The following is a 19,842-nucleotide window of genomic DNA, read 5'->3' as shown; positions in this document are numbered from 1 at the left end:
TAAATACTACAATCGGTTTCGTAAGTAAACCTTTGTTTTTACAGGTTCCATTGTTTTTTTGCTAAAAGTAGCCTCCAGATCTACCGATCTGAAGGCTCTCTTTAATGTTGATGAAGCAAGCTGCTGCTCTACTGATACCCGTCATTCTGCTTCAACACCGCCCCGGTATTCTGGGTTATTTCGGTGGTAGGTATGGGCCACAAATTGTGATAGGTTTCAATGGTGAGTCCCGATTTGGGGTTGAACCGTTTGTCGCGATCGTACAATAATCCCAAACGGGTTAGCGTAACTGCCCTGAATTCTTCCAGGTACAGCTCCCGCAGGCGCTCGTCGAGAATATAATCCATATTCATGTCTGCAGCCGTAGCGGGTGTGGCGTTAGCCCTTGTTCGCAGTACGTTTATATCATCAGCTGCTTTTTGTGTTTGGGATTTTCCCAAATAAGCCTCAGCCCGCAGTAAGTAAGTTTCTGCCAGGCGGGCCATGTATTTTTGCATAAACAATCTGGTAGCGCCATTAAGCAGGATGCCGCCAAACGGATTGGTTGTGTTGGTTAACATAGCCGGACCGGCTGCTGAAACAAAGTCGCCTGCCGAGGGTGATGTCTTCCTGATAATGGGGTAAAAGTTGCGGATGGTGTCCCTGAAATCGGCCGGTAAGGTTTTAGCCTTATAACCATCTTTTACATACCATTTGCCATAATCGGGCGAAGTGGACGCAACGCCGGAAATACGGATATCCCTTACAATATTGTAGGAGGAGTTACGAATATCACCAGGTGTCCATATTTCATAGTTAAAATGGTTGGTTGGCCGTATCCAGCCAATACCATTGGAGGATATGCTATCTACGAAGTTCCCGTTATACATTACATTCTTCTTGGTACTGGTGCCTGTTTCCACATATCGTAAGCTGTTAAAACCGGGCACTATTGCCCAGGCTGTTTGATCACCCACGGAAGCAAGGTTATTCAGGGCGGTTTGAATTACCAGCAATCCTTCATGGTTACCTGTACTGTAATTTTGGTTGTTGTACTCAAATAGATCCCGGTATACATCGCCCGGTGTAGTGGCCCTTCTTCCAAAGCGGCTTGTCATCAACGATACGCCTGAATAACTGATCACACTGGTGGCGCTGGCAATGGCGCCATCATAATCTTTTAAGGAAATCAACACTTCGGTGAGTACGTGGTTCGCGATCTGTTTGTTTACCACGCCGTCGCTTACTTCATTGATGTTCTTTAATAACGCTGCTGCCTGCTGCAGGTCCTTCTTGCATTGCTGATATACTTCATCGCGCGAAGCCCGCACATAATCGTACCGGGGCTCTGTGAGCTCGTTCAGCTCAAGCGGTACCCCGCCAAATAAGTTCGCCAGTATATTGTATGAATACGCTCTGAAAAACAGCGCCTGCCCCAGGAAACTGTTCTTGTCAGCATCTGAAAGCTGACTGGCTTCGGGTACCCGGGCAATAATGAGGTTGGCGTTGGTGATGATCTTGTAATACGCAGTCCAGATATTTTGCGGAATAAAATAGCTGGGCACCATGGTGGCTTTATACGCATTCAATTTTGCTGCAGGATCGTAGTCTGTAGCGTTGAAGGCAAAATCAGTGGCATAATACAAGCCAAAATAGGTATCGAGGTTAATATTTCCCATGTAAATATTCCTGATGCCATTGTACACATTATTAATAGCCTGCTGAAATTGTGCAGATGTTTGCAGCGAATTATCCGGCGTGTATATCGACAGTGGCTCTTCGTCCAAAAAGCTTTTCTTGCAGGAGAACAAAGCTGTTCCCATGCTAAGAACGAATATGCTGATTATTACTTTTTTCATGTCGTACAGTTTAATTGTTCAACCCTTAAAATGATAAGTTTACTCCCAAAGAATAGTTCTTCATAACCGGATAGCCATTGGGGTCTAAGCCCAAACCTCCCGGAATTCTTTGTCCAAGCGAGGTCCTTTGACTGGCAGATGGATTGGCTTCCGGGTCCCAGCCATCCCATTTGGTAATGGTGAACAGGTTGGTCGCGTTCACATAAACATTAAATGCTTTTATGCCTTTTATCCGCCGAAGAAAACCATCGGGCACACTATAAGTAAGCGTTACATCCTGCAGGCGAACAAAACTTCTTGACTGGTACGGCCAGAAATTCTCGCCCATGGTAGCCACATAAGCAGCTATGCTTCTGTAGCGCGCGCCCGGGTTATTGGGTGTCCAGTAGTCGAATACAAAGCCATTGTTATTCCTGATATTATCAGGGTTTTGCAACATGGCGCCGGGCTTACCCAGGTAGCCGTTCTTACCACCCTGAATAGAATTGATAAAGAATTTTAAATTCAGGTTTTTGTAAGTAACACTGTTTGAGATGCCAAAGCTGTAGGAAGGGTCCAGCTTTCCTATGATCTGTTTGTCGTCGGGCGTAATGATGCCGTCTTTTCCAACATCATCGATCTTGTATTGTCCGGCCTTAAAGCCCTGGTTGGCTAAACCTGTAGGAATATTATCGCCCAGTTGATACATGCCGGTGATCTTGTAATCATACACTACTCCGTAAGGCTGACCGATGAAGAAACTCAGGATTGGATCTGATCCATTGATCAGGTCTTTACCGGTTCCATCAATATCAACGATCTTATTCCTGTTCCTGAAAAAGTTAAGGGTTACATCCCATTTGAAATTTTTTGTTGCGACCGGGACAGCCGTGATATTCACCTCCTGGCCCCGGTTTTGAATTTTACCGATGTTGATGAGGTAAGAAGTAAAGCCGGTAATAGTTGGCGTAGCCCGGGCGTTCAACAGGTTCTTTGATTGGGAGAAATAGATATCCAACGATCCCGAAAGCCGGTTATTGAACAGTGAAAAGTCTAAACCGGTATTGGTTGAATTGGTAGTTTCCCATTTTAAATTCGTATTGGGTTGCTGCGACAGGTACGATCCCAACTGTGCGCCGCCTGATGAACCATATAAATAGCCGTTACCCAGGCCAACACTCATTTGAGACAGGGTCTGATACCTGCCCACTGTTCTGTTACCGGTTGAGCCGTACGATACCCGCAATTTAAGATCGTTTAACCAGGAGAAGGATTGTACAAAATCTTCTTTGCTCACCCGCCAGGCAAAAGCAATAGAAGGGAAGGTGGCGGTTTTGTTCTTACTCGAAAAACCGGAGAAGCCGTCTCTTCTTACTGTACCGGTGAGAATATATTTTCCGTCATAGGAGTAGGAAGCGCGCGCCATTTGATAAAGCGCCTGTTCTTTCCAGGGCAGTACGGAAAGATCGTTTGATACGGTAAGCCGTGAAGCATCGCCCACATCGAGCCTGTTGAAAGATAACGCACCGTTGAGGATGCCTGCCGCAGAATCTTTGGAGCCGTCATGCCGGTTTACCTCAGCGCCATAGAGCAGGGTAACATCTATGCCATGTAAGCCAAATTCCCTTTTATAGGTAAGGATATTATCTATAGTGAGAAAATAATCGGTCATGTTTGTTCTATAGGCCGTGGCTTCAACAGTAGGTTGGTTGTAATTAAATCTATTATAGTATATAAAATTGTTCCCGAAGTTCACCCGGTAGTTCAATCCTTTTACATGCGGAATGTCAACACTGGCGTATACATTACCGATGAAGTTGAGGTTCCTGTCCTTATCCTGCGACCTTCTCAATATTTCCAGCGCCGTAGGCGTGGTGGTGTTTTGATAATAGGTGAGCATTTGGCCAGTGGTGGGGTCAAAGGGCAGGGTGTACGGTTTCAGGTACATGATATCTGAAAAAGTGGGCGATACGCCACTGTAATCGTTGATGGATAAACCCGTTTGCGCACCTACAGTAAGCCAGTCCAGCACTTTTGTGTCGAGGTTCATGCGCAGGCTGTGCCTTCTGTAATTATCATTCATGATCAGGTTCTTTTGATCGAAGTACCCGTAGCCAAAATAGAACTTGGTCTTTTTTGACCGGCCACTTACGCCAATAGAATGATTTTGTATGCGGGGGCTGCTGTTGGTCATCAGGCTCCACCAGTCGGCCGTATAGCCATTCTTGTAATTGCTGGCTTCCACGGCGGCCAGTTTAGTACTGGGGTCCCAGTTAGGGTTCATTTTGGTGGGGTCGCTGGGGTCCCTGCTTTCACTCAAATACCAATCGCCCAATTTTTGTATGTACTGTGGGCCCGTCATGGGCTTCATTTCTTTTTTTGTCATTTCCTGAATGGAATAAGAACCGGTATAGTCAACCGTTACTTTGTCCATACCGCTGGCGCCACTTTTTGTGGTAATGAGTACAACGCCATTTGATGCCTGGGAACCATAAACGGCAGCGGCGCTGGCATCCTTGAGCAGGTCGATGCTTAAGATGTCGGCGGGGTTAATGCTGGTGATCGATCCCCGGTAAATAAGCCCGTCGAGCACGATCAGGGGCGACGTAGTGCCCGAAATGGAGTTGCGGCCACGCACCATCAGGGTAGGGTCGCTGCCGGCTGTGGTTGTTTGTCCCACAGTAAGGCCCGGCACGGTTCCTCTTAAAGCCGACATCACATTCGAGTTGGGCGATTGCTTCTGCACCTGTAAATTGGCCTTTACAACGGCGCCGGTAACATCCTGTCGTTTTCTGGTGCCGTAACCTACCACTACCACATCGCCTAAAATAGCGTCACTCAACTTCAGGGTTACTGCAAGCTGGGATTGACTACCTATCGTGATCTCCGCCGGTTCATAATTAATGGCGGAAATTTCGAGCACTTCGCCTTCGGCCACCTCAATGCTGAAATTGCCTTCGTTGTCAGTGCTGGTACCCCTGGTGGTATTTTTTACCTTTATGGAAGCCCCGGGAATGGCAATACCGGTTTCGGCACGCACCATACCGGTAACTCTTTTATACTTTGCGTTGGCAATAAATGGTTGATTCGAAAGGGTGATAACAACCCGGTGACTGGGGATCAATTTCCAGTTAAGATGGGTGCCATTAAACAAGGCAGAAAGCGTTTGATTGATCCCGGCATTGGCAAGATCAATTGAAAAACGTTGATTGGCCGGCAGGTCATCGCTGCTATAAAAAAAACGGTATTTGGTTTGACCTTCAATTTTCTTAAAGATCTCCTGAATACTTGCATTGTCAACCTTCAGGTTAATAGTCTCCTGCGCATGGTTTTTAGCCGATACCTGTAACCCGATAAAAAGAAATACGGTGGATAATCTCATAAGGAGTTTAATTTTCCGTAAGCATAAAAAGGCCCTTACAGAAAAAAAGCAATCGCTAATTTTCATAATTTTGGTTGGTTTTAAAAGACTAAGATTTCGTTTGAAACTAGAGTGGGGGATGTGGCGACATTCCTCACTTTCTTTTATGGCATGTAAAGCTTGTTACATCATAAACGCATGGGTTTGTTTTAGTAAATAGTGATTTGTTTGTTGTTAAGGGTATATTGAAATGGTTTGATCATTTGTAATATTTTCAAAATGTCTTCTGCATTCTCTTCATCATAAACCCCCGTGTACTTATAGCTGCTCACTGCATTATTTTTAAACTCGATATTTACATCAAACTGCCGCTCCAGGTCCAGGGCTATTTCTGAAAATGGTTTATCAACAAAGGCCATCTTGTCGTTCAGCCACGAGGTTTCAACTATAACACTATCCTGCACCTTTATGCTTGTTAGTTCAACTTTTTTATCCCCCGCGGCAGGTATTACAACTTCATCGCCGGCTGCGGCCTGCTTTACAATAATTTTATCGGATGGTTTCAGCAGGATCTTACGTTGCGTACTGGCATGCAGCGTTAATTCAATGCTGCCGGTCAGTAGCGCGGCTTCCATGCGGTGTTCATTTGAATAGTTACGTACATTGAATTTGGTGCCCAGTACTTTAATATCCGCCTCATCGGTATGAACTATAAAAGGAATGGCGGCATTATGGGTTACTTCAAAATAAGCTTCTCCGGTCAGGAAGACCTCTCTGGTTGTTTTGCCAAATCCTTCCCCATAACTAACCTTACTTTTTGCGTTCAACCGAACTATAGAACCATCGGGCAGGGTCATGGTCGACCTTGAGCCTTTATGGGAATCTGTGGTTACAATGGTTTGCCTGTTACCGGCCGGCTTATTCCTTTTAAAGAATTGCCAGGTTACGCCCACTATTAAAATAGCAGAAGCGGCCACCAGCGCCCAGGCCAGAGTGCGTTTAACCCAAAAATACCGGCCGGGTAGTGTAATTACTTCTGCTGTTTCAACGGCCGATAATGAGGGGTGAAACATTTTAGACCGGTGCTTTAACCAGGCAGTTTCAATATCCGGCAGGTCCGATACTTCGGTTGAATGCGCTAATAGCTCGTTATAAAAAAATTGCAGCTCCGGGTTTTGCTGAAGTATAGATTCCAGTTCTTCCAGTTCTGGCGCCTGAATTTCCCCGGTGAGTTTACGGCCGAGCAGATCATAAAACCTATTTTCTACAGATGGATGCATACAGTGTTATATTTGGATAGACGTATAAAAAGGAGGCTGCCGTGAATGGCAGAAAATTATTTTTTTTCGGTCAGGTACACATTCAGGGCCGTGCGGATCTTTTTCAGCGCATTGCGCATATGAGTTTCCGCTGTATTGAGTGAGATACCCAACACTTCGGTCACCTGTTTATAAGGCAGGCCCTGTTCCTTGATCAACCTGAATACCAATTGGGATTGGGTAGGCAATGCGTGGATCGTTTTGCCGATAAATTGTTCCAGCTCGTCGCGGGTATATACCGTTTCAGGGGAGTTTTTGTCAATTATTGCTTCCTGGATAGTAGAAGAGATGGAGACGGTATGGAGGGCGCGTTTTTTCTTTCTCAGCACATCATATGCTTTGTTGCGGGCGGCGGTGAACAAATAAACGGTTAGGTTGTCGACCTGTTTCAGGGCTGAGCCCATGGTCCAGATCTTGAGCATCACTTCCGACACAACCTCTTCTGCATCCTCATTATTATTGAGAATAGTAGTGCAAAAACTTAATAAAACAGGATAAAAATGATAGAATAATTTCCTGTAAGCGTCTTCATCCTGTAAATAAGCCATTTTTTCCTGCAACATCAATATCTCCTGGGTGGCAAGTTTCACGCTATATCTATGTATTATGTTCTTCGCAATATAAAATTAAAAAGCACAACGCTGAAGCAATTTATAGCAAATCAAAATCAATAGGTTATGCCCGGCATAATGGGTGGTAACCTGGTGTATTAATTTGCGTATAAGGCTGAATACTTCTTTGGTTTCATGCCCATATGTTCTGAAAAAACCCGGGAGAAATGGCTCAAATTGGTAAATCCCAACTGATACCCGGCTTCGGAAACGGTGAGCCGTTTTTCGCGTAGTAACTGGGCGGCTTTCTGCATTCGGGTGCGCTGGTAATATTCAAAGACCCCTTTCCCAAAAGTTTGCCTGAAGAGTTTCCGCAGTTTGGGTTCACTCATGCCGGCGTTCCTCGCCAGCGCAGCGATATTGGGCGGTTCATCCATATGCGATTGCAGCTGTGATTTAATGGCATAAATGGCTTTGATATCATCGATATGCATAGCGCTCGGCGGTACTGCCTCCCGTTGCATCAGGATGGCGACAATATAGCACAGCAGCTCTTCACATTTCAGTTTGTAGAAATAGCTTTCCATTATTTCCGGAACAGGCTCATTCAGCAGTTCGCTGGCGGCATTGATTATTTGGGGCGACAGGCCGGCTTCCAACACAAAGTTATCCGCGGCCTTTAAAACGCTTATCACTACCGGATGTTCTATTTGCCCAAAAAGCTGGTACAGATAATGCCTGGAAACCGCAATGACTACACTTCCGAAGATCGTATTGGAAGGCATGCTGATGACAGTAGAAACCGCCTGCTGACAAATAAATACATTCGCCTGTTCGGGCAATAATTGCTTTCCGGGCTGTATCAATGAAGGAAAAATACCACTCAGCATAAAGACAACCGTTTCATTTTCTTCAATCGACTCATTCGTCCATTCTATAGAAATATCTTCTTTCAGATAGTAATTCCGGATCATCATTCGCAGATCGCTTCCCCACCTGAAACCGGTGATGTAACCCGCGCCCCTGCTTTCCGGAATGTGCACAAAACGCCCACGTACGGTGGCGCCGATGGCCCGGGCAAAGTCGGCCATAATGCCCGAACCATTGACGGATATTTTCATTTATGACTATTTTATTAAGGAATGCGGCTATTTTAATCGCAAAGCTAAATAGAATTTTGTGGCACAAAACACAAAAACATATGTTGTTAGCAAATAAACAAGTGGCCATCATCGGTGGCGGCCCGGGCGGTTTAACGCTTGGCAGGCTTTTACAGCAGCAGGGAGTAAACGTAAAAGTGTATGAACGCGATAAAGACCGGTATGTGCGTCAGCAGGGTTCTACCCTCGACATGCATACTGATACCGGTTTGAAAGCCATTACAGCCGCAGGATTGTTGGATGAATTTAAAAAGCAGTACCGGCCGGGGGCAGATAGGGTAGTGGTTGTAAACAGTCAGCTGGAGGTCTTACTCGATGAACATGACGACAAAAACGAAAAGAACTTTGGCGACGAGCATTTTAGGCCCGAGATAGACCGCGGCGCTTTGCGTGATATGCTGATCGCCTCCCTTAAGGAAGACAATATTGTTTGGAATGCCAGGTTCAGCGCAATGACCCCGGATGGCACGGGCTGGAACATTCAATTTGAAAACGGTACCAGCGTCTATGCCGACCTGGTGATCGCTGCCGATGGCGCTAACTCAAAGCTTAGAAAATATATTACTGATATTCCACCGGTTTATTCAGGCGTAACGGCCATTGAAGGGAATATTCAGAACGCAGTAGTCAACGCGCCAAAATTCTGGCAGCTGGCAAAAGGCGGAAGCCTGTTTGCGCTGGAAAACGGCAGAACCATTCTTTTCATTACTAAAGGCGATGGCACGCTTGCGTTCTTAATTGGGTTGAAAGTTGCGGAATCCTGGCTGGCGAATTTGGGCATTGATATTACCAACCGGGCTTCACTGGCGGCATGGTTTAAACAGGAGTTTGCTTCCTGGCATCCGGAATGGAATGAACTATTGGCGGCTGACACCCTTACCATTGTTCCCCGTCCCTGGTATCATTTTCCAACCGATCAGCGTTGGAAGCCGCTGAGCAACCTCACTATAATGGGCGACGCAGCCCATCGCATGCCGGCGTATGCGGGCGAGGGCGCTAACCAGGCGCTGGCCGATGCGCTGGACCTGTATGAGGCGTTGTGTGGCGACACATTTGAAACGATAGGGCAGGCCATTGCAGCGTATGAAGAAAAAATGTGTACCCGTGCAGGAGCGATCACGGAAATGACTTTACATTTTACAGCAGGCTTTCATGAAGCAGACAACCTGCAATTTTTTATGGAGCAATTTGGTGGTAAGTGATGCAAAAAAATATTAGCATATTTTCTTTAAACCAGGCAAACCCGGCCCTGATCTTCGTATTACCGTAAAGGTTTATGCGTTAGATGCAAAACGGCATTATTTTTTCTGTATGATCTGCTTAATAATCAAACCTTATGTTAATGCAATCAAACCTTATGGTAATGCGCAACGTTTTTGTGCTATCTGTGCTGTTATTTTGCTTTTCCTGTAAAAAAGATTCTTCCGTAAATCCTGACAACAAGGATAATCCTGTTAATGCCACCGCGGTGAAGACTTATTATGTTGATGGAACTTCGGGCAACGACTCGAATGATGGTCTCTCCCTTGCCACCGCCTGGAAAACGATCCAGAAATCCTTTAATACGGCTGTGGCGGGCGGACTGGTGCTGATCAAAGGCGGCACTTACTATGAGCAACTGACCGTAAAGGTTAGCGGTACTGCGGGCAGCCCGGTTACATTTACGAATTACAATGGCGAACAGGTGATCATTGACGGGTCAAAGAATTCAGGTACTACCATTGTTACCATCGCCGATAAAAGCAATCTCGTTTTCAGCAATCTCACGATCCAAAATATGACAAAGAACAATGCCACAGGTGTGCTGCTTTCAGCAAGTAAAAGCGGTGCGGCCAGTAATATAACTTTCCGCAATGTGGTGTTCAAAAATATTAAATGGACAAGCAGTGCGTCTACCACACCGAATAGCAGTCAGAATGCACAACCATTCATTGCATTTGGCTATGGGACCGCTCAGGCAAATGCCATTACGAACCTGGTCATTGATAGTTGTGAATTCACCGGCAATATTACCGGTTACAGCGAATCATTGTCTTTAGATGGAAATATCGATGGGTTCACTATCACCAACAACAAAGTGCACGATAATTCGAACATTGGCATTGCCGCGATAGGCCACTACGGCACAAGCAGCAATTCAACATTAGACCAGAGCCGTAATGGGTTGATCAGGGGAAATATCTGCTACAACAACAAAGCTGGTTATGCAACAAGCGGCGGCATTTATGTTGATGGCGGCGGGAATATTAAAATTGACCAGAACATAACTTATCAAAATGGTTATGGAATTGAAATAGGTAATGAGGAAAATGGTACCGCTAGCAATATCACTGTCACCAATAATGTTATTTACCTGAACGAGGTTGCGGGCATTGCCATTGGCGGCTATGACTCGGGCAATTCGGGGCAGGTAACAAATTGTATTATCAGAAATAACAGTTTTCTTAAGAACAATACCAACAATGATGGTTCCGGAGAAATATATATGACCAAAGCCTCCAATTGCACCATCGGGAATAATGTGTTTTATACTAATAGTCAGAACACCCTTTTCACCCTGGAGAATATTTCGCCGCAAACCGGCAATAGCTTTGACTACAATGACTGGTATACGCAGTCAGGAAACGCTTCCAACATCAACATCAACTGGCGTAGTACAAGTTATTCGTCCTTTTCTACCTATAAAACCAAAACAGGCATGGATGCGCATTCTGTTTTCCAGGATCCGCTTTTCACGAGTCTTACAACGCCCGACCTGCATCTGAAAACAGGCAGCCCCGCTTTAAAAACGGGCAATGCCGCCTGGATCACTGATGCCACTGAAAAAGACCTCGATGGTAAGCCACGGGTAGTCAATGGTGCCGTTGATATGGGCGCTTACGAGCAACAATAGTCAGCCATCAAAATGTGCATAATGAAAAAAGTCTTCCCCAACTGGCGGAAGGCTTTTTCTTTTAATGGCCCACATTTAATACCTGTTAAAATGTACTTTAGCTATTGCTGCCGGCTTATTTGGTCATGAAGTTCGTTGACGGGCCTGTACATAAGTAACTAAGCAGGCCGTCAAAACCAATAACAGGCTTATAATGCCTGCAACCTGCGCAATGGCCTTTCCATTATAAAAAGAAGCCGGGCGAAACTCAAACCGGATCCGGTGTTGCCCCGCTGGTACACATAAGCCCCGTAAAACATAATTTGTTCTTATGATCTCAACTTCTGTATTGTCAACATATGCTTTCCAGCCCTTCCCGTAAAATATTTCGCTGAATATGGCAAAACGGGGTGCTGTTGCATTTGATGCATATACGATCTCGTCATTTTTATTTTCTATTAATGTAATGCTGTCGGAACTGTTTTGGGAAGGATCATAATGAATTAAGTTTTTATCCTTTTCAAAAACAATGGCGGTTTCCCTGGGATTTAATGAACTTAAGGCATTCATAACGCTTTCGGGGTCATTGGCAAAACGCACCGAGTTAACAAACCAGGCAGCACCCAATGCCGCTTTATTGGTAATAACAGTATCCCTTCCTGTTGAGTCTTTGTCAATAATGTATTTGGTGTTCAGCATATTGATGGCGGCCGCACAATGGGGGTAGTTATATAACTGGTGCTCAATAAGGTCCTGGTAAATGCTCAATTTTGCGGGGTGATAGCCGCCAATTGAATGATGAAAGTATCCGCTCAGGGCACTTGCATTAAAAGCGCTGTGCACGCCGTCACGAATATCAAAAACCCGGTAATAACTCTTGTCCTGCATAATGGTTCGGTCGGCCGGGGAGGGTGTAAAGTAGGTTTGCTGGTAATCAGCTTCATCCTGGTAATTATCCTTATTCAGATATTGCCAATCAATGGCCATTACATCAATAAATGCCAGGCAGCCAATACCGGCAAGTGCTATTCCTGCTTTTATTTTATCTTTTAAAAACAGGCCTGTTAAAACAGCAGCTGCCGAGATAAATAAAAACGAACGAAGCAGGCTTGCGCCAAAAAGAGCTTTTCTATCTGTTTTTAACGCAGTTAAAAAGTTCATGATATAGCTTTTGACGGAATCAGGAGCCGCTTTTGCATTGCTTAAAAGATATTTATCATCTGCAGAAGTGTAATCTGTATTAAAATAAAACAGGAGCAGCAGCAACAATATGCTGCCTGAGAACAGGATGGTTTTCTTATAGTTGTTCCACAGCGCTGTTTTGTCGTTTGTAAATAAGATGGTTTGCAGGGCCAATACTGCCATAAGGCAAAAAAGAAAGGTGGGCACAATAATGATCATGCTTGGCGCTCTGAATTTATTGTACAGTGGCAAATGATCATATAAAAAGCCATTAAAGCCTGCAAAATAACCACCCCAACTCATAAGGATGGTCAAACCGCTCGCTGCCAGTATCCACCATTTATGCTCATTCTTTGGTAATAAGAAACCAAACAGGGCCAAAAAGCAAATGATAGCGCCTACGTAAGGCGGGCCTGCAGTATCGCCAATACCACCCCAATAAAATTTCAGGTATTGTTGCAGTTGCTGACCCAATGCCGGTGGCATTTGACGTAGTTCTTCTATAGCTTTTGAATGCGCTTCATCAACCTCGGGCCCGCCACTGCCACCATAAATTTTGGGCACCAACATGACAAATGCTTCACCGGGATACATGCTGTAAGAAAATGCGTATTCTTTTGACAGCCCGCCGGCAGTAGCTGCATTTTTGTTTGCCAGTTCTGATCCCCCTCTGATGGTAGTTTTGGAAGACTCATAGGTGGTAAGCAGGGTAACCGCGTTGCTTAACGTTCCCAATATGCCGCTACAAACAGCTATACTCACCGCCAAAAACAGGTGTTTGAGGTCCTTTTCCCTGATCCATTTTACGGCATAGCCAATGGTCATTATAGTGGCGATGATAAGCAGATAATAAATAACCTGAACATGATTATAACCCACTAACAGCGCCGTCATTATTGCCGTGAGCGCTGCTCCCCAAAGGTATTTTTTATTATAAATGAGCATCAGCGAGGCTATAAAAGCAGGCAGCAACGCTATGGACATCATTTTTGTATCGTGCCCCACTGAAACTATTATTGGGTTATAAGTGGTGTAAGCGTAGGCAAGGCCGCCTACCAGCCCTATATAAGGATTGATCCGTAAAATCTGGGTTAGAAAATAAAAACAGATACTGGCTAAAAAAAAGAAACTGATGGGTTTGGGCAGGAACAACGTAAAAATACTGTTAAACCAACCGGGCGAAACAATAATATCAGATTCCATTGCAATGTGATAAGCAGGCATTCCGCTGAATAAGTTGTTTGTCCATAATGGAAACCGGCCATATTTTTCTTTAAACTCAAACGATCCCTGCGCCATTCCCTTCCAATGGATAATGTCGGGTTGCGCTAATACCTGGTTATCTAAAACAGGTCTGCAATAAATGGTAGCAACAATCAGGAAGGTAATTACTGCAACAAAATGAGGAAAAAGCCTGCTTAACAATTCTTTTTTCATATATCAGTTTATGCCGGGGCAATTCGTTCGAATTTCAGCTTTGACAAATAAAAAGAAAATTTCGCAAAAGGCATATTGGGGCTCTGTTTTATTTTTTATTAACAGCGTTGCTGGGTTGGATGGGGGCTTTTTCCTTATTCTTAGCAAATAATAAATAAATTGAACGTGCATTCAATTTATTTTTGCCGGTTATGTTTTTTTGTTCATATTTGATAAAATAAACTGAATAGTCAGTCAATTTATAAATGGCGTTATATGGCTGCTTCAGTAACCATAATTAATATTTGAGTATGAAAAAACACCTGGCATTTTTATTAATGGTCAATATAACCATTTGCGGCTACGCTCAGCCGGCTCAAAAAGCAGTATTCGTAATAGTAGACGGAATTGCCGCCGATGTTATAGAAAAGCAGCCTACTCCTTTTTTAGATGCGATTGCCAAACAGGGTGGCTATACAAAAGCTCATGTGGGTGGCGAAAGAGACAGCTATTCGCAAACGCCTACCATTTCGGCAGTAGGCTATAATTGTTTGCTTACCGGCACATGGGTGAATAAACACAATGTTTGGGATAATGATATCAAAGCGCCCAATTATAATTACTACACTATATTCCGTTTCTTTAAAGAACAATATCCCCAAAAGAAAGCAGCGGTATTTTCGAGCTGGCAAGATAATCGTACAAAATTAGTAGGTGAAAACCTGCCGGCAACCGGTAATTTAAAGCTGGATTTTCATTTTGACGGACTGGAATTGGATACCATTAATTACCCGCATGATAAGAACAGCGACTTTATGCACCGCATAGATGAAGCTGTTGTAGAAAAGGCTGTTGCAAATATAAAGAAGGAAGCGCCCGATCTGTCGTGGGTTTACCTCGAGTATACAGATGATATGGGGCATAAGTATGGCGATAGTCCGGAATTTTACAGGGCAGTTGACCTCATGGATAAGCAAATGGGACGTTTATGGGATGCGATACAATATCGCCGGAAAAAATTTAATGAAAACTGGGTGATATATATTACTACAGATCATGGCAGGGACTCCAGTACCGGCAAAGGACATGGCGGGCAGTCGAACAGGGAAAGAAGCACCTGGATTGTGACCAACGCAAAAGGATTGAATGATTATTTTAAAACGGGGAACCCGGGTATAGTAGATATTATGCCATCTATAGCAAGGTTTCTTGATATACGTATACCCCGACCACAGCTCATGGAAATTGATGGTATACCTTTAACCGGACCACTATCAGCCTCCTCACCCCAGGCAACATTGGAAAATGGAAAGTTGAACGTTAGCTGGAAGGCAACCGGTAAAGGAGATGCCAGGATATGGTTAGCTACTACCAATAATTTTAAAGAAGGAGGTCAGGATGATTATACGCTAATGACTACAGTACCACTGCAGGCGCAGCATGCAGTTATTAATGTAGAAGATCGTAGATCTTCATTTTATAAAATAGTGATCGAAACGCCCAATAATTTTTTGAACAGGTGGGTATTGGTCAAATAAGTTTTTCTTAGCACAAAAGCCTTCAGGTGTAGCGACCTGAAGGCTTCAATAATCATTATCTGGCTGCTATCAGGTAATAAACGCAGGTTGTATAGAAGTTTCTTACAAAAGGCAGGTGGCTTAGCAGGGGTATTTGCTTTTTAGCCTCCCAGCCAAATTTCCATTTATAAATGGGATTCAATAAGTAAAATGTTTTATGGGGTATACGGTAGCCCTGCTTTTTTACAATGCGTTCAAAGCGTTCAATGGAAATACCTGTTTCTTTTACTTCCAGCAAATTTTCTACCGCATCCCTGGAGAAGCGTTGTAGTAAAGCTTTGTACAGAAAGCGTGGCAACAGGTGATACCAGGGTAGTTTAGCCATCCATTTATTCGCGCACATTTGCTGGTGCCCGCCAAATGGCATTTGCCAGGGCGGGAAACCAAAGAAAATAGTGCCTCCCTGTTTCAGAAAGGTTTTCATCCAGCCTATTAACTTAGCCTGATCATGTATATGTTCGATAACATCTTTCAATACAATTATATCAAAGGCGCCACCCAGGTCGTTTTCTACATCGCATTTATATATATCTTTAGTTACAAAGCGGATGTTTCCGTTGGCCAGATCTTCCTGCAGCCATTGTTTTCCGTTCTCAACTCTTTCTTCGTATAATTCAACGCCTACTCCTGTACAACCTTTGTTGATAAAAGCTTTTAAAACGCCCCCTTCACCACAGCCTATTTCGAGCACGCGCATTCCTTTTTGTATGGTGAAGCTTTCTTCAATAAAAGGAATGACATACTGCTCTGTATTCAGTACCTGGATGTCGAAATATCTTTTCCTGTCAAAGTGAAACTCAAACATGACCCCTTTTGTTATGGATATGAATTCGGTTTATTTTTCAGGCTATTCTTTGAATAACCGTTTTATTCTTAATATAAGTGTAAAATAGGCGCAAATATAATAAACAAACAGCAGGCTGAAAACATATAATTAAAATCATAATAAGATGCCGGGTGTTTAAAATAATGGTAATCTTCGATTTACGTAAAGCATTCCACTTATAAATCCCACAATAGGCTGGAAGCATGGATCACAGGAAATACTTATAGGTTTTGTGTTGGGAAACCGGTTCGGTGATAGCCTGCGGGATCTATGATAATATGGAAACGGCATTCATCCAAACAACATGAAATCCTTCCTGTTGATCATATCGATGTTTGGGCTCATATTTATTTATTTCTTCCTCTGTCTTCTTATTAAATCATCTAATTCAGTAAGCTATAAGTCAAATTTTTTATAGCTCATGGTATGTGGGTATTACGGGTAGGTACAGTTGTTAGTATTGAAAATTAAGTTAAATTTATCCAGATACCATTTTTTCCATTAAAACTACAGTCACATGAGAAAAGTCTTACTCTTCGCAACAGCATTGTTGTGCACTACAGCGATGCTTGCCCAGGATTACTGGCGGCCACACACCGATGGCGCCAGAATTGAAACCGACAAAGCCGTGGCCCGGCTTGCCTTTCCAACCGACTTCAAATTGTTTGATCTGAATTTTACGCCGTTAAGGAATGAAGCATTCAAAACTGTTGGCAATGCGTCAAAGCATTCCACTGTTATCTCCCTGCCAAATGCTAACGGACAAATTGAACAGTTCGAAATTATTGAAGCTTCCAATTTTGAACCGGCGTTGCAGGCCCAGTTTCCTGAAATAAGGGCCTTTTCAGGAAAAGGCATTACCGATAAGTATGCTACGGTAAAGCTGAGCCTTTCTCCGCAGGGATTACAAACAACGGTATTCCGTCCCGAAAAAGAAACGGAGTTTATTGAACCCTATTCAGCCGACCACACTGTTTATACGGTGTTTAAAAAACGGGCGCAGGCTTTGCCCTGGAAGTGTACTACGCCCGAGCAGCAAATGGCCACCAGTATAGGAGGCCAGATCACCAACGCGAATGCAAGGTCAACCGGCGATGTAAAAACATTGCGGCTGGCCCAGTCAGTTACCGCCGAATACTCCAATTATTTTGGGGCCACCAGTTCTTCACAGGTGTCATTGGTGCTGGCGGCTATAAATGCCACGCTCACCCGTTGTAATGGGGTTTATGAAAAGGACCTGGCCATCCATCTTAACCTGGTGGCTGCCTCTACCAATGTGATCTATTACAATGCTTCAACAGATCCATATGACGATGCCAGCACAGGCGCCGGCGGAACCTGGAACAGCCAGCTGCAAAACACATTGACCTCGGTGATCGGTGCCGCGAATTATGATATCGGGCACCTGTTCGGTGCATCGGGCGGCGGCGGTAATGCCGGTTGTATCGGTTGCATTTGTGTCGACAATTCAAAAGGAAGCGGCTTTACATCACCTGCCGATGGTATTCCGCAGGGCGATAATTTCGATATCGATTATGTGGTACATGAAGTAGGGCACCAGTTGGGCGCCAACCATACTTTCTCCATGAGCAATGAAGGCACAGGCGTTAATGTGGAACCCGGTTCAGGTATTACTATTATGGGCTATGCCGGTATTACCAGCCAGGACCTTGCGCCGCATTCCATTGATATTTACCATGCCGCTTCCATTGCGCAGATCCAGTCTAATTTATCGAGTAAGACCTGTCCCGTAACTACCAGTGTAAGCGCCAATAACGCCACACCGGTTGCCAATGCCGGCAGCAATTATACCATTCCTATCAGCACCCCGTTTGCATTGACCGGTTCTGCCACTGATGCCAATACCGGTGATGTGCTCACGTATTGCTGGGAGCAAAATGATAATGCCTCCTCTTCTCAAACAGGGACAGCCAGCGTGGCCAGCGCTACCAAAGCAAGCGGCCCCAACTGGATCTCATTTTCGCCTTCTACTTCACCCATAAGATATTTCCCCAAAATGGCCACTATCCTGGCTGGCGGTTTAGTGAGCGGCCCGCTTACAGGTGGCGATGCCGGAGCCAATACTGAAGCGTTGAGTTCTGTTGCAAGGACCCTGCACTTCCGGTTAACGGTAAGGGATAATGTACCGTACAGCTCTACGGCACCGGTGACCATTGCACAAACCAATTTTGCTGATATGACGGTGACCGTCTCCAATGCTTCGGGGCCTTTTGCCGTAACATCGCCTAATACGGCGGTATCATGGGCCGGCAATTCGTCACAAACCATTACCTGGAATGTAGCAAGTACAACCGCATCACCGGTTAGTTGCGCCAACGTAAAGATCTCCATCTCTACCGATGGTGGCACTACATTCAGCACCCTGGTGGCCAGCACGGCTAATGACGGCAGCGAAGCGGTGACCATTCCCAATACGCCCACTACCACCGCCAGAATAAAAATTGAAGCGGTAGGAAATATTTTCTTTGATATTTCCAATACCAACTTCACTATTACCGCCGGTTCAGGTTGTTCATCACCTGCAGGGTTAACGGCTTCTGCTATAACCACTACATCGGCTACCGTGGGCTGGACGGCTGTAAGCGGCGCTTCCTCCTATGATGTGGATTATAAAGCCACTTCATCCAGTACCTGGATCAATGCGGCAACTGCAACCACCGCTACTTCTGTTGGCTTAACAGGGCTTACAACGGGCACTACGTATGATTACAGGGTAAGAACCAATTGCAGCAGCGGCAGCAGTGCTTATTCAGCGGCACAGTTCACAACCACAGGAACAGTAACCTGTACCGCGCCTTCCGGTTTAACCAGTTCCGTAACAAGCAGCGGCGCTACTGTTAGCTGGACGGCTGTAAGCGGCGCTGTATCATATGATGCAGATTATAAATTAAATTCTACTTCTACCTGGACCAATGCCGCCACCGCCACCACTGCCACTTCTGTTAGTGTAAGCGGATTAACGGCTTCCACCTTATACGATTGGCGGGTAAGAACAAATTGTTCAGGCGGCAGCAGTACCTATTCAACTGCACAGTTCACTACTGCCAGCACTACCTGTGCAAGTACATTGGATAATTCAACCAACGGAACAATTTCCGGTGCAGCCACCATTCCGTTCAATACCAATGTTACCGGCCTTATTAGCCCAAGTGGCGATATTGATAATTATAAATTCGTGATCACTACCGGCGGCACTGCCACTGTTACCTTAACCACACTGCCTGGCGATTATGACCTGAAAGTGCTGAACAGCGCAGGTACACAACTTGCCATTTCACAGGCAGGCGGCACTACCAGTGAAAGTATTAGCAGAACCTATACTGCCGGTACCTATTATGCACAGGTGTATGGTTGGAATGGGGCCAATAGCGCTACCACCTGTTATACATTAAAAGTACAATTAGGTACGGCCAGCCGTGGAAATGATCTTGTTACCAGCGATGTGCAGAAAGTGGCTGTATTCCCGAACCCAACAAGCAATATTGTGAACATCAACCTTACAGGTTTCACCGGAAAATCGGATGTCCGTTTGTTTGATGTAAACGGCCGCATGATCATGCAGCGCCAGGTAAGTACAACCAACTCGCAGCTTGATATTTCAGCATTGCCTGCAGGTATTTATATGATGAAGATAAAGAATGATGGAAAGGAAGTGAATATGACGAAGATCATTAAGCAATAATGATAATATAGAAACCGGATCAAAAGAAAAAAGAAGGCGTCTCAAAAGTAAGAGGCGC

The 19,842-nt window shown here is 44.7% G+C and carries 11 protein-coding genes; 4 read left to right on the top strand and 7 right to left on the bottom strand.

Annotated features, from left to right (window positions below; genetic code table 11):
* Positions 1 to 128: 128 nt before the first annotated feature.
* From A3860_RS37675 to A3860_RS37655, 5 genes are all read right to left on the bottom strand, one after another.
* On the bottom strand, positions 129 to 1,838 hold the full coding sequence (locus tag A3860_RS37675; RefSeq protein ID WP_081155766.1) for a RagB/SusD family nutrient uptake outer membrane protein: 1,710 nt from the start codon (positions 1,836 to 1,838) through the stop codon (positions 129 to 131).
* Positions 1,839 to 1,863: 25 nt separating this feature from the next.
* Positions 1,864 to 5,199 (bottom strand): SusC/RagA family TonB-linked outer membrane protein, encoded by a 3,336-nt coding sequence (locus tag A3860_RS37670; RefSeq protein ID WP_245843715.1) that lies wholly within the window; start codon positions 5,197 to 5,199, stop codon positions 1,864 to 1,866.
* A gap of 188 nt (positions 5,200 to 5,387) precedes the next feature.
* Positions 5,388 to 6,458: a FecR family protein gene (locus A3860_RS37665; RefSeq protein WP_081155765.1), complete on the bottom strand. Its 1,071-nt coding sequence runs from the start codon at positions 6,456 to 6,458 to the stop codon at positions 5,388 to 5,390.
* A gap of 56 nt (positions 6,459 to 6,514) precedes the next feature.
* Entirely contained in the window at positions 6,515 to 7,087 is a 573-nt protein-coding gene (locus tag A3860_RS37660) for an RNA polymerase sigma-70 factor (protein ID WP_143774464.1), read from the bottom strand.
* A gap of 119 nt (positions 7,088 to 7,206) precedes the next feature.
* Positions 7,207 to 8,169, bottom strand: a complete 963-nt coding sequence (locus A3860_RS37655; protein WP_081155763.1) for a helix-turn-helix transcriptional regulator — start codon at positions 8,167 to 8,169, stop codon at positions 7,207 to 7,209.
* A gap of 80 nt (positions 8,170 to 8,249) precedes the next feature.
* Here A3860_RS37655 and A3860_RS37650 point away from each other — a divergent pair, with 80 nt between their 5' ends.
* A complete protein-coding gene (locus tag A3860_RS37650; RefSeq protein WP_081155762.1) occupies positions 8,250 to 9,410 on the top strand; it encodes an FAD-dependent oxidoreductase in 1,161 nt (386 codons plus the stop codon).
* Between the two features lie 140 nt (positions 9,411 to 9,550).
* Positions 9,551 to 11,101, top strand: coding sequence for a right-handed parallel beta-helix repeat-containing protein (locus A3860_RS37645; RefSeq protein ID WP_081155761.1), 1,551 nt, complete (start codon positions 9,551 to 9,553; stop codon positions 11,099 to 11,101).
* Positions 11,102 to 11,224: 123 nt separating this feature from the next.
* Here the strand turns inward: A3860_RS37645 and A3860_RS37640 are convergent, their stop codons facing one another.
* A complete protein-coding gene (locus A3860_RS37640) occupies positions 11,225 to 13,699 on the bottom strand; it encodes a YfhO family protein (protein WP_081155760.1) in 2,475 nt (824 codons plus the stop codon).
* Between the two features lie 290 nt (positions 13,700 to 13,989).
* Here A3860_RS37640 and A3860_RS37635 point away from each other — a divergent pair, with 290 nt between their 5' ends.
* Complete coding sequence (locus A3860_RS37635) at positions 13,990 to 15,216, top strand: alkaline phosphatase family protein (RefSeq protein ID WP_081155759.1); 1,227 nt, start codon at positions 13,990 to 13,992, stop codon at positions 15,214 to 15,216.
* Between the two features lie 55 nt (positions 15,217 to 15,271).
* Here A3860_RS37635 and A3860_RS37630 read toward each other — a convergent pair whose 3' ends face one another.
* Positions 15,272 to 16,060, bottom strand: a complete 789-nt coding sequence (locus A3860_RS37630) for a class I SAM-dependent methyltransferase (RefSeq protein WP_081155758.1) — start codon at positions 16,058 to 16,060, stop codon at positions 15,272 to 15,274.
* Between the two features lie 538 nt (positions 16,061 to 16,598).
* On the opposite strand from A3860_RS37630, the gene A3860_RS37625 reads away from it, so the two are divergent.
* Positions 16,599 to 19,784, top strand: a complete 3,186-nt coding sequence (locus A3860_RS37625) for a reprolysin-like metallopeptidase (RefSeq protein WP_081155757.1) — start codon at positions 16,599 to 16,601, stop codon at positions 19,782 to 19,784.
* The last annotated feature ends 58 nt before the right edge of the window (positions 19,785 to 19,842 follow it).

The sequence above is a fragment of the Niastella vici genome, from assembly GCF_002077945.1.
GTDB lineage: Bacteria > Bacteroidota > Bacteroidia > Chitinophagales > Chitinophagaceae > Niastella > Niastella vici.
Note: the sequence above shows the minus strand (reverse complement) of the source record. Positions and strands in the feature narration are given on the sequence as shown.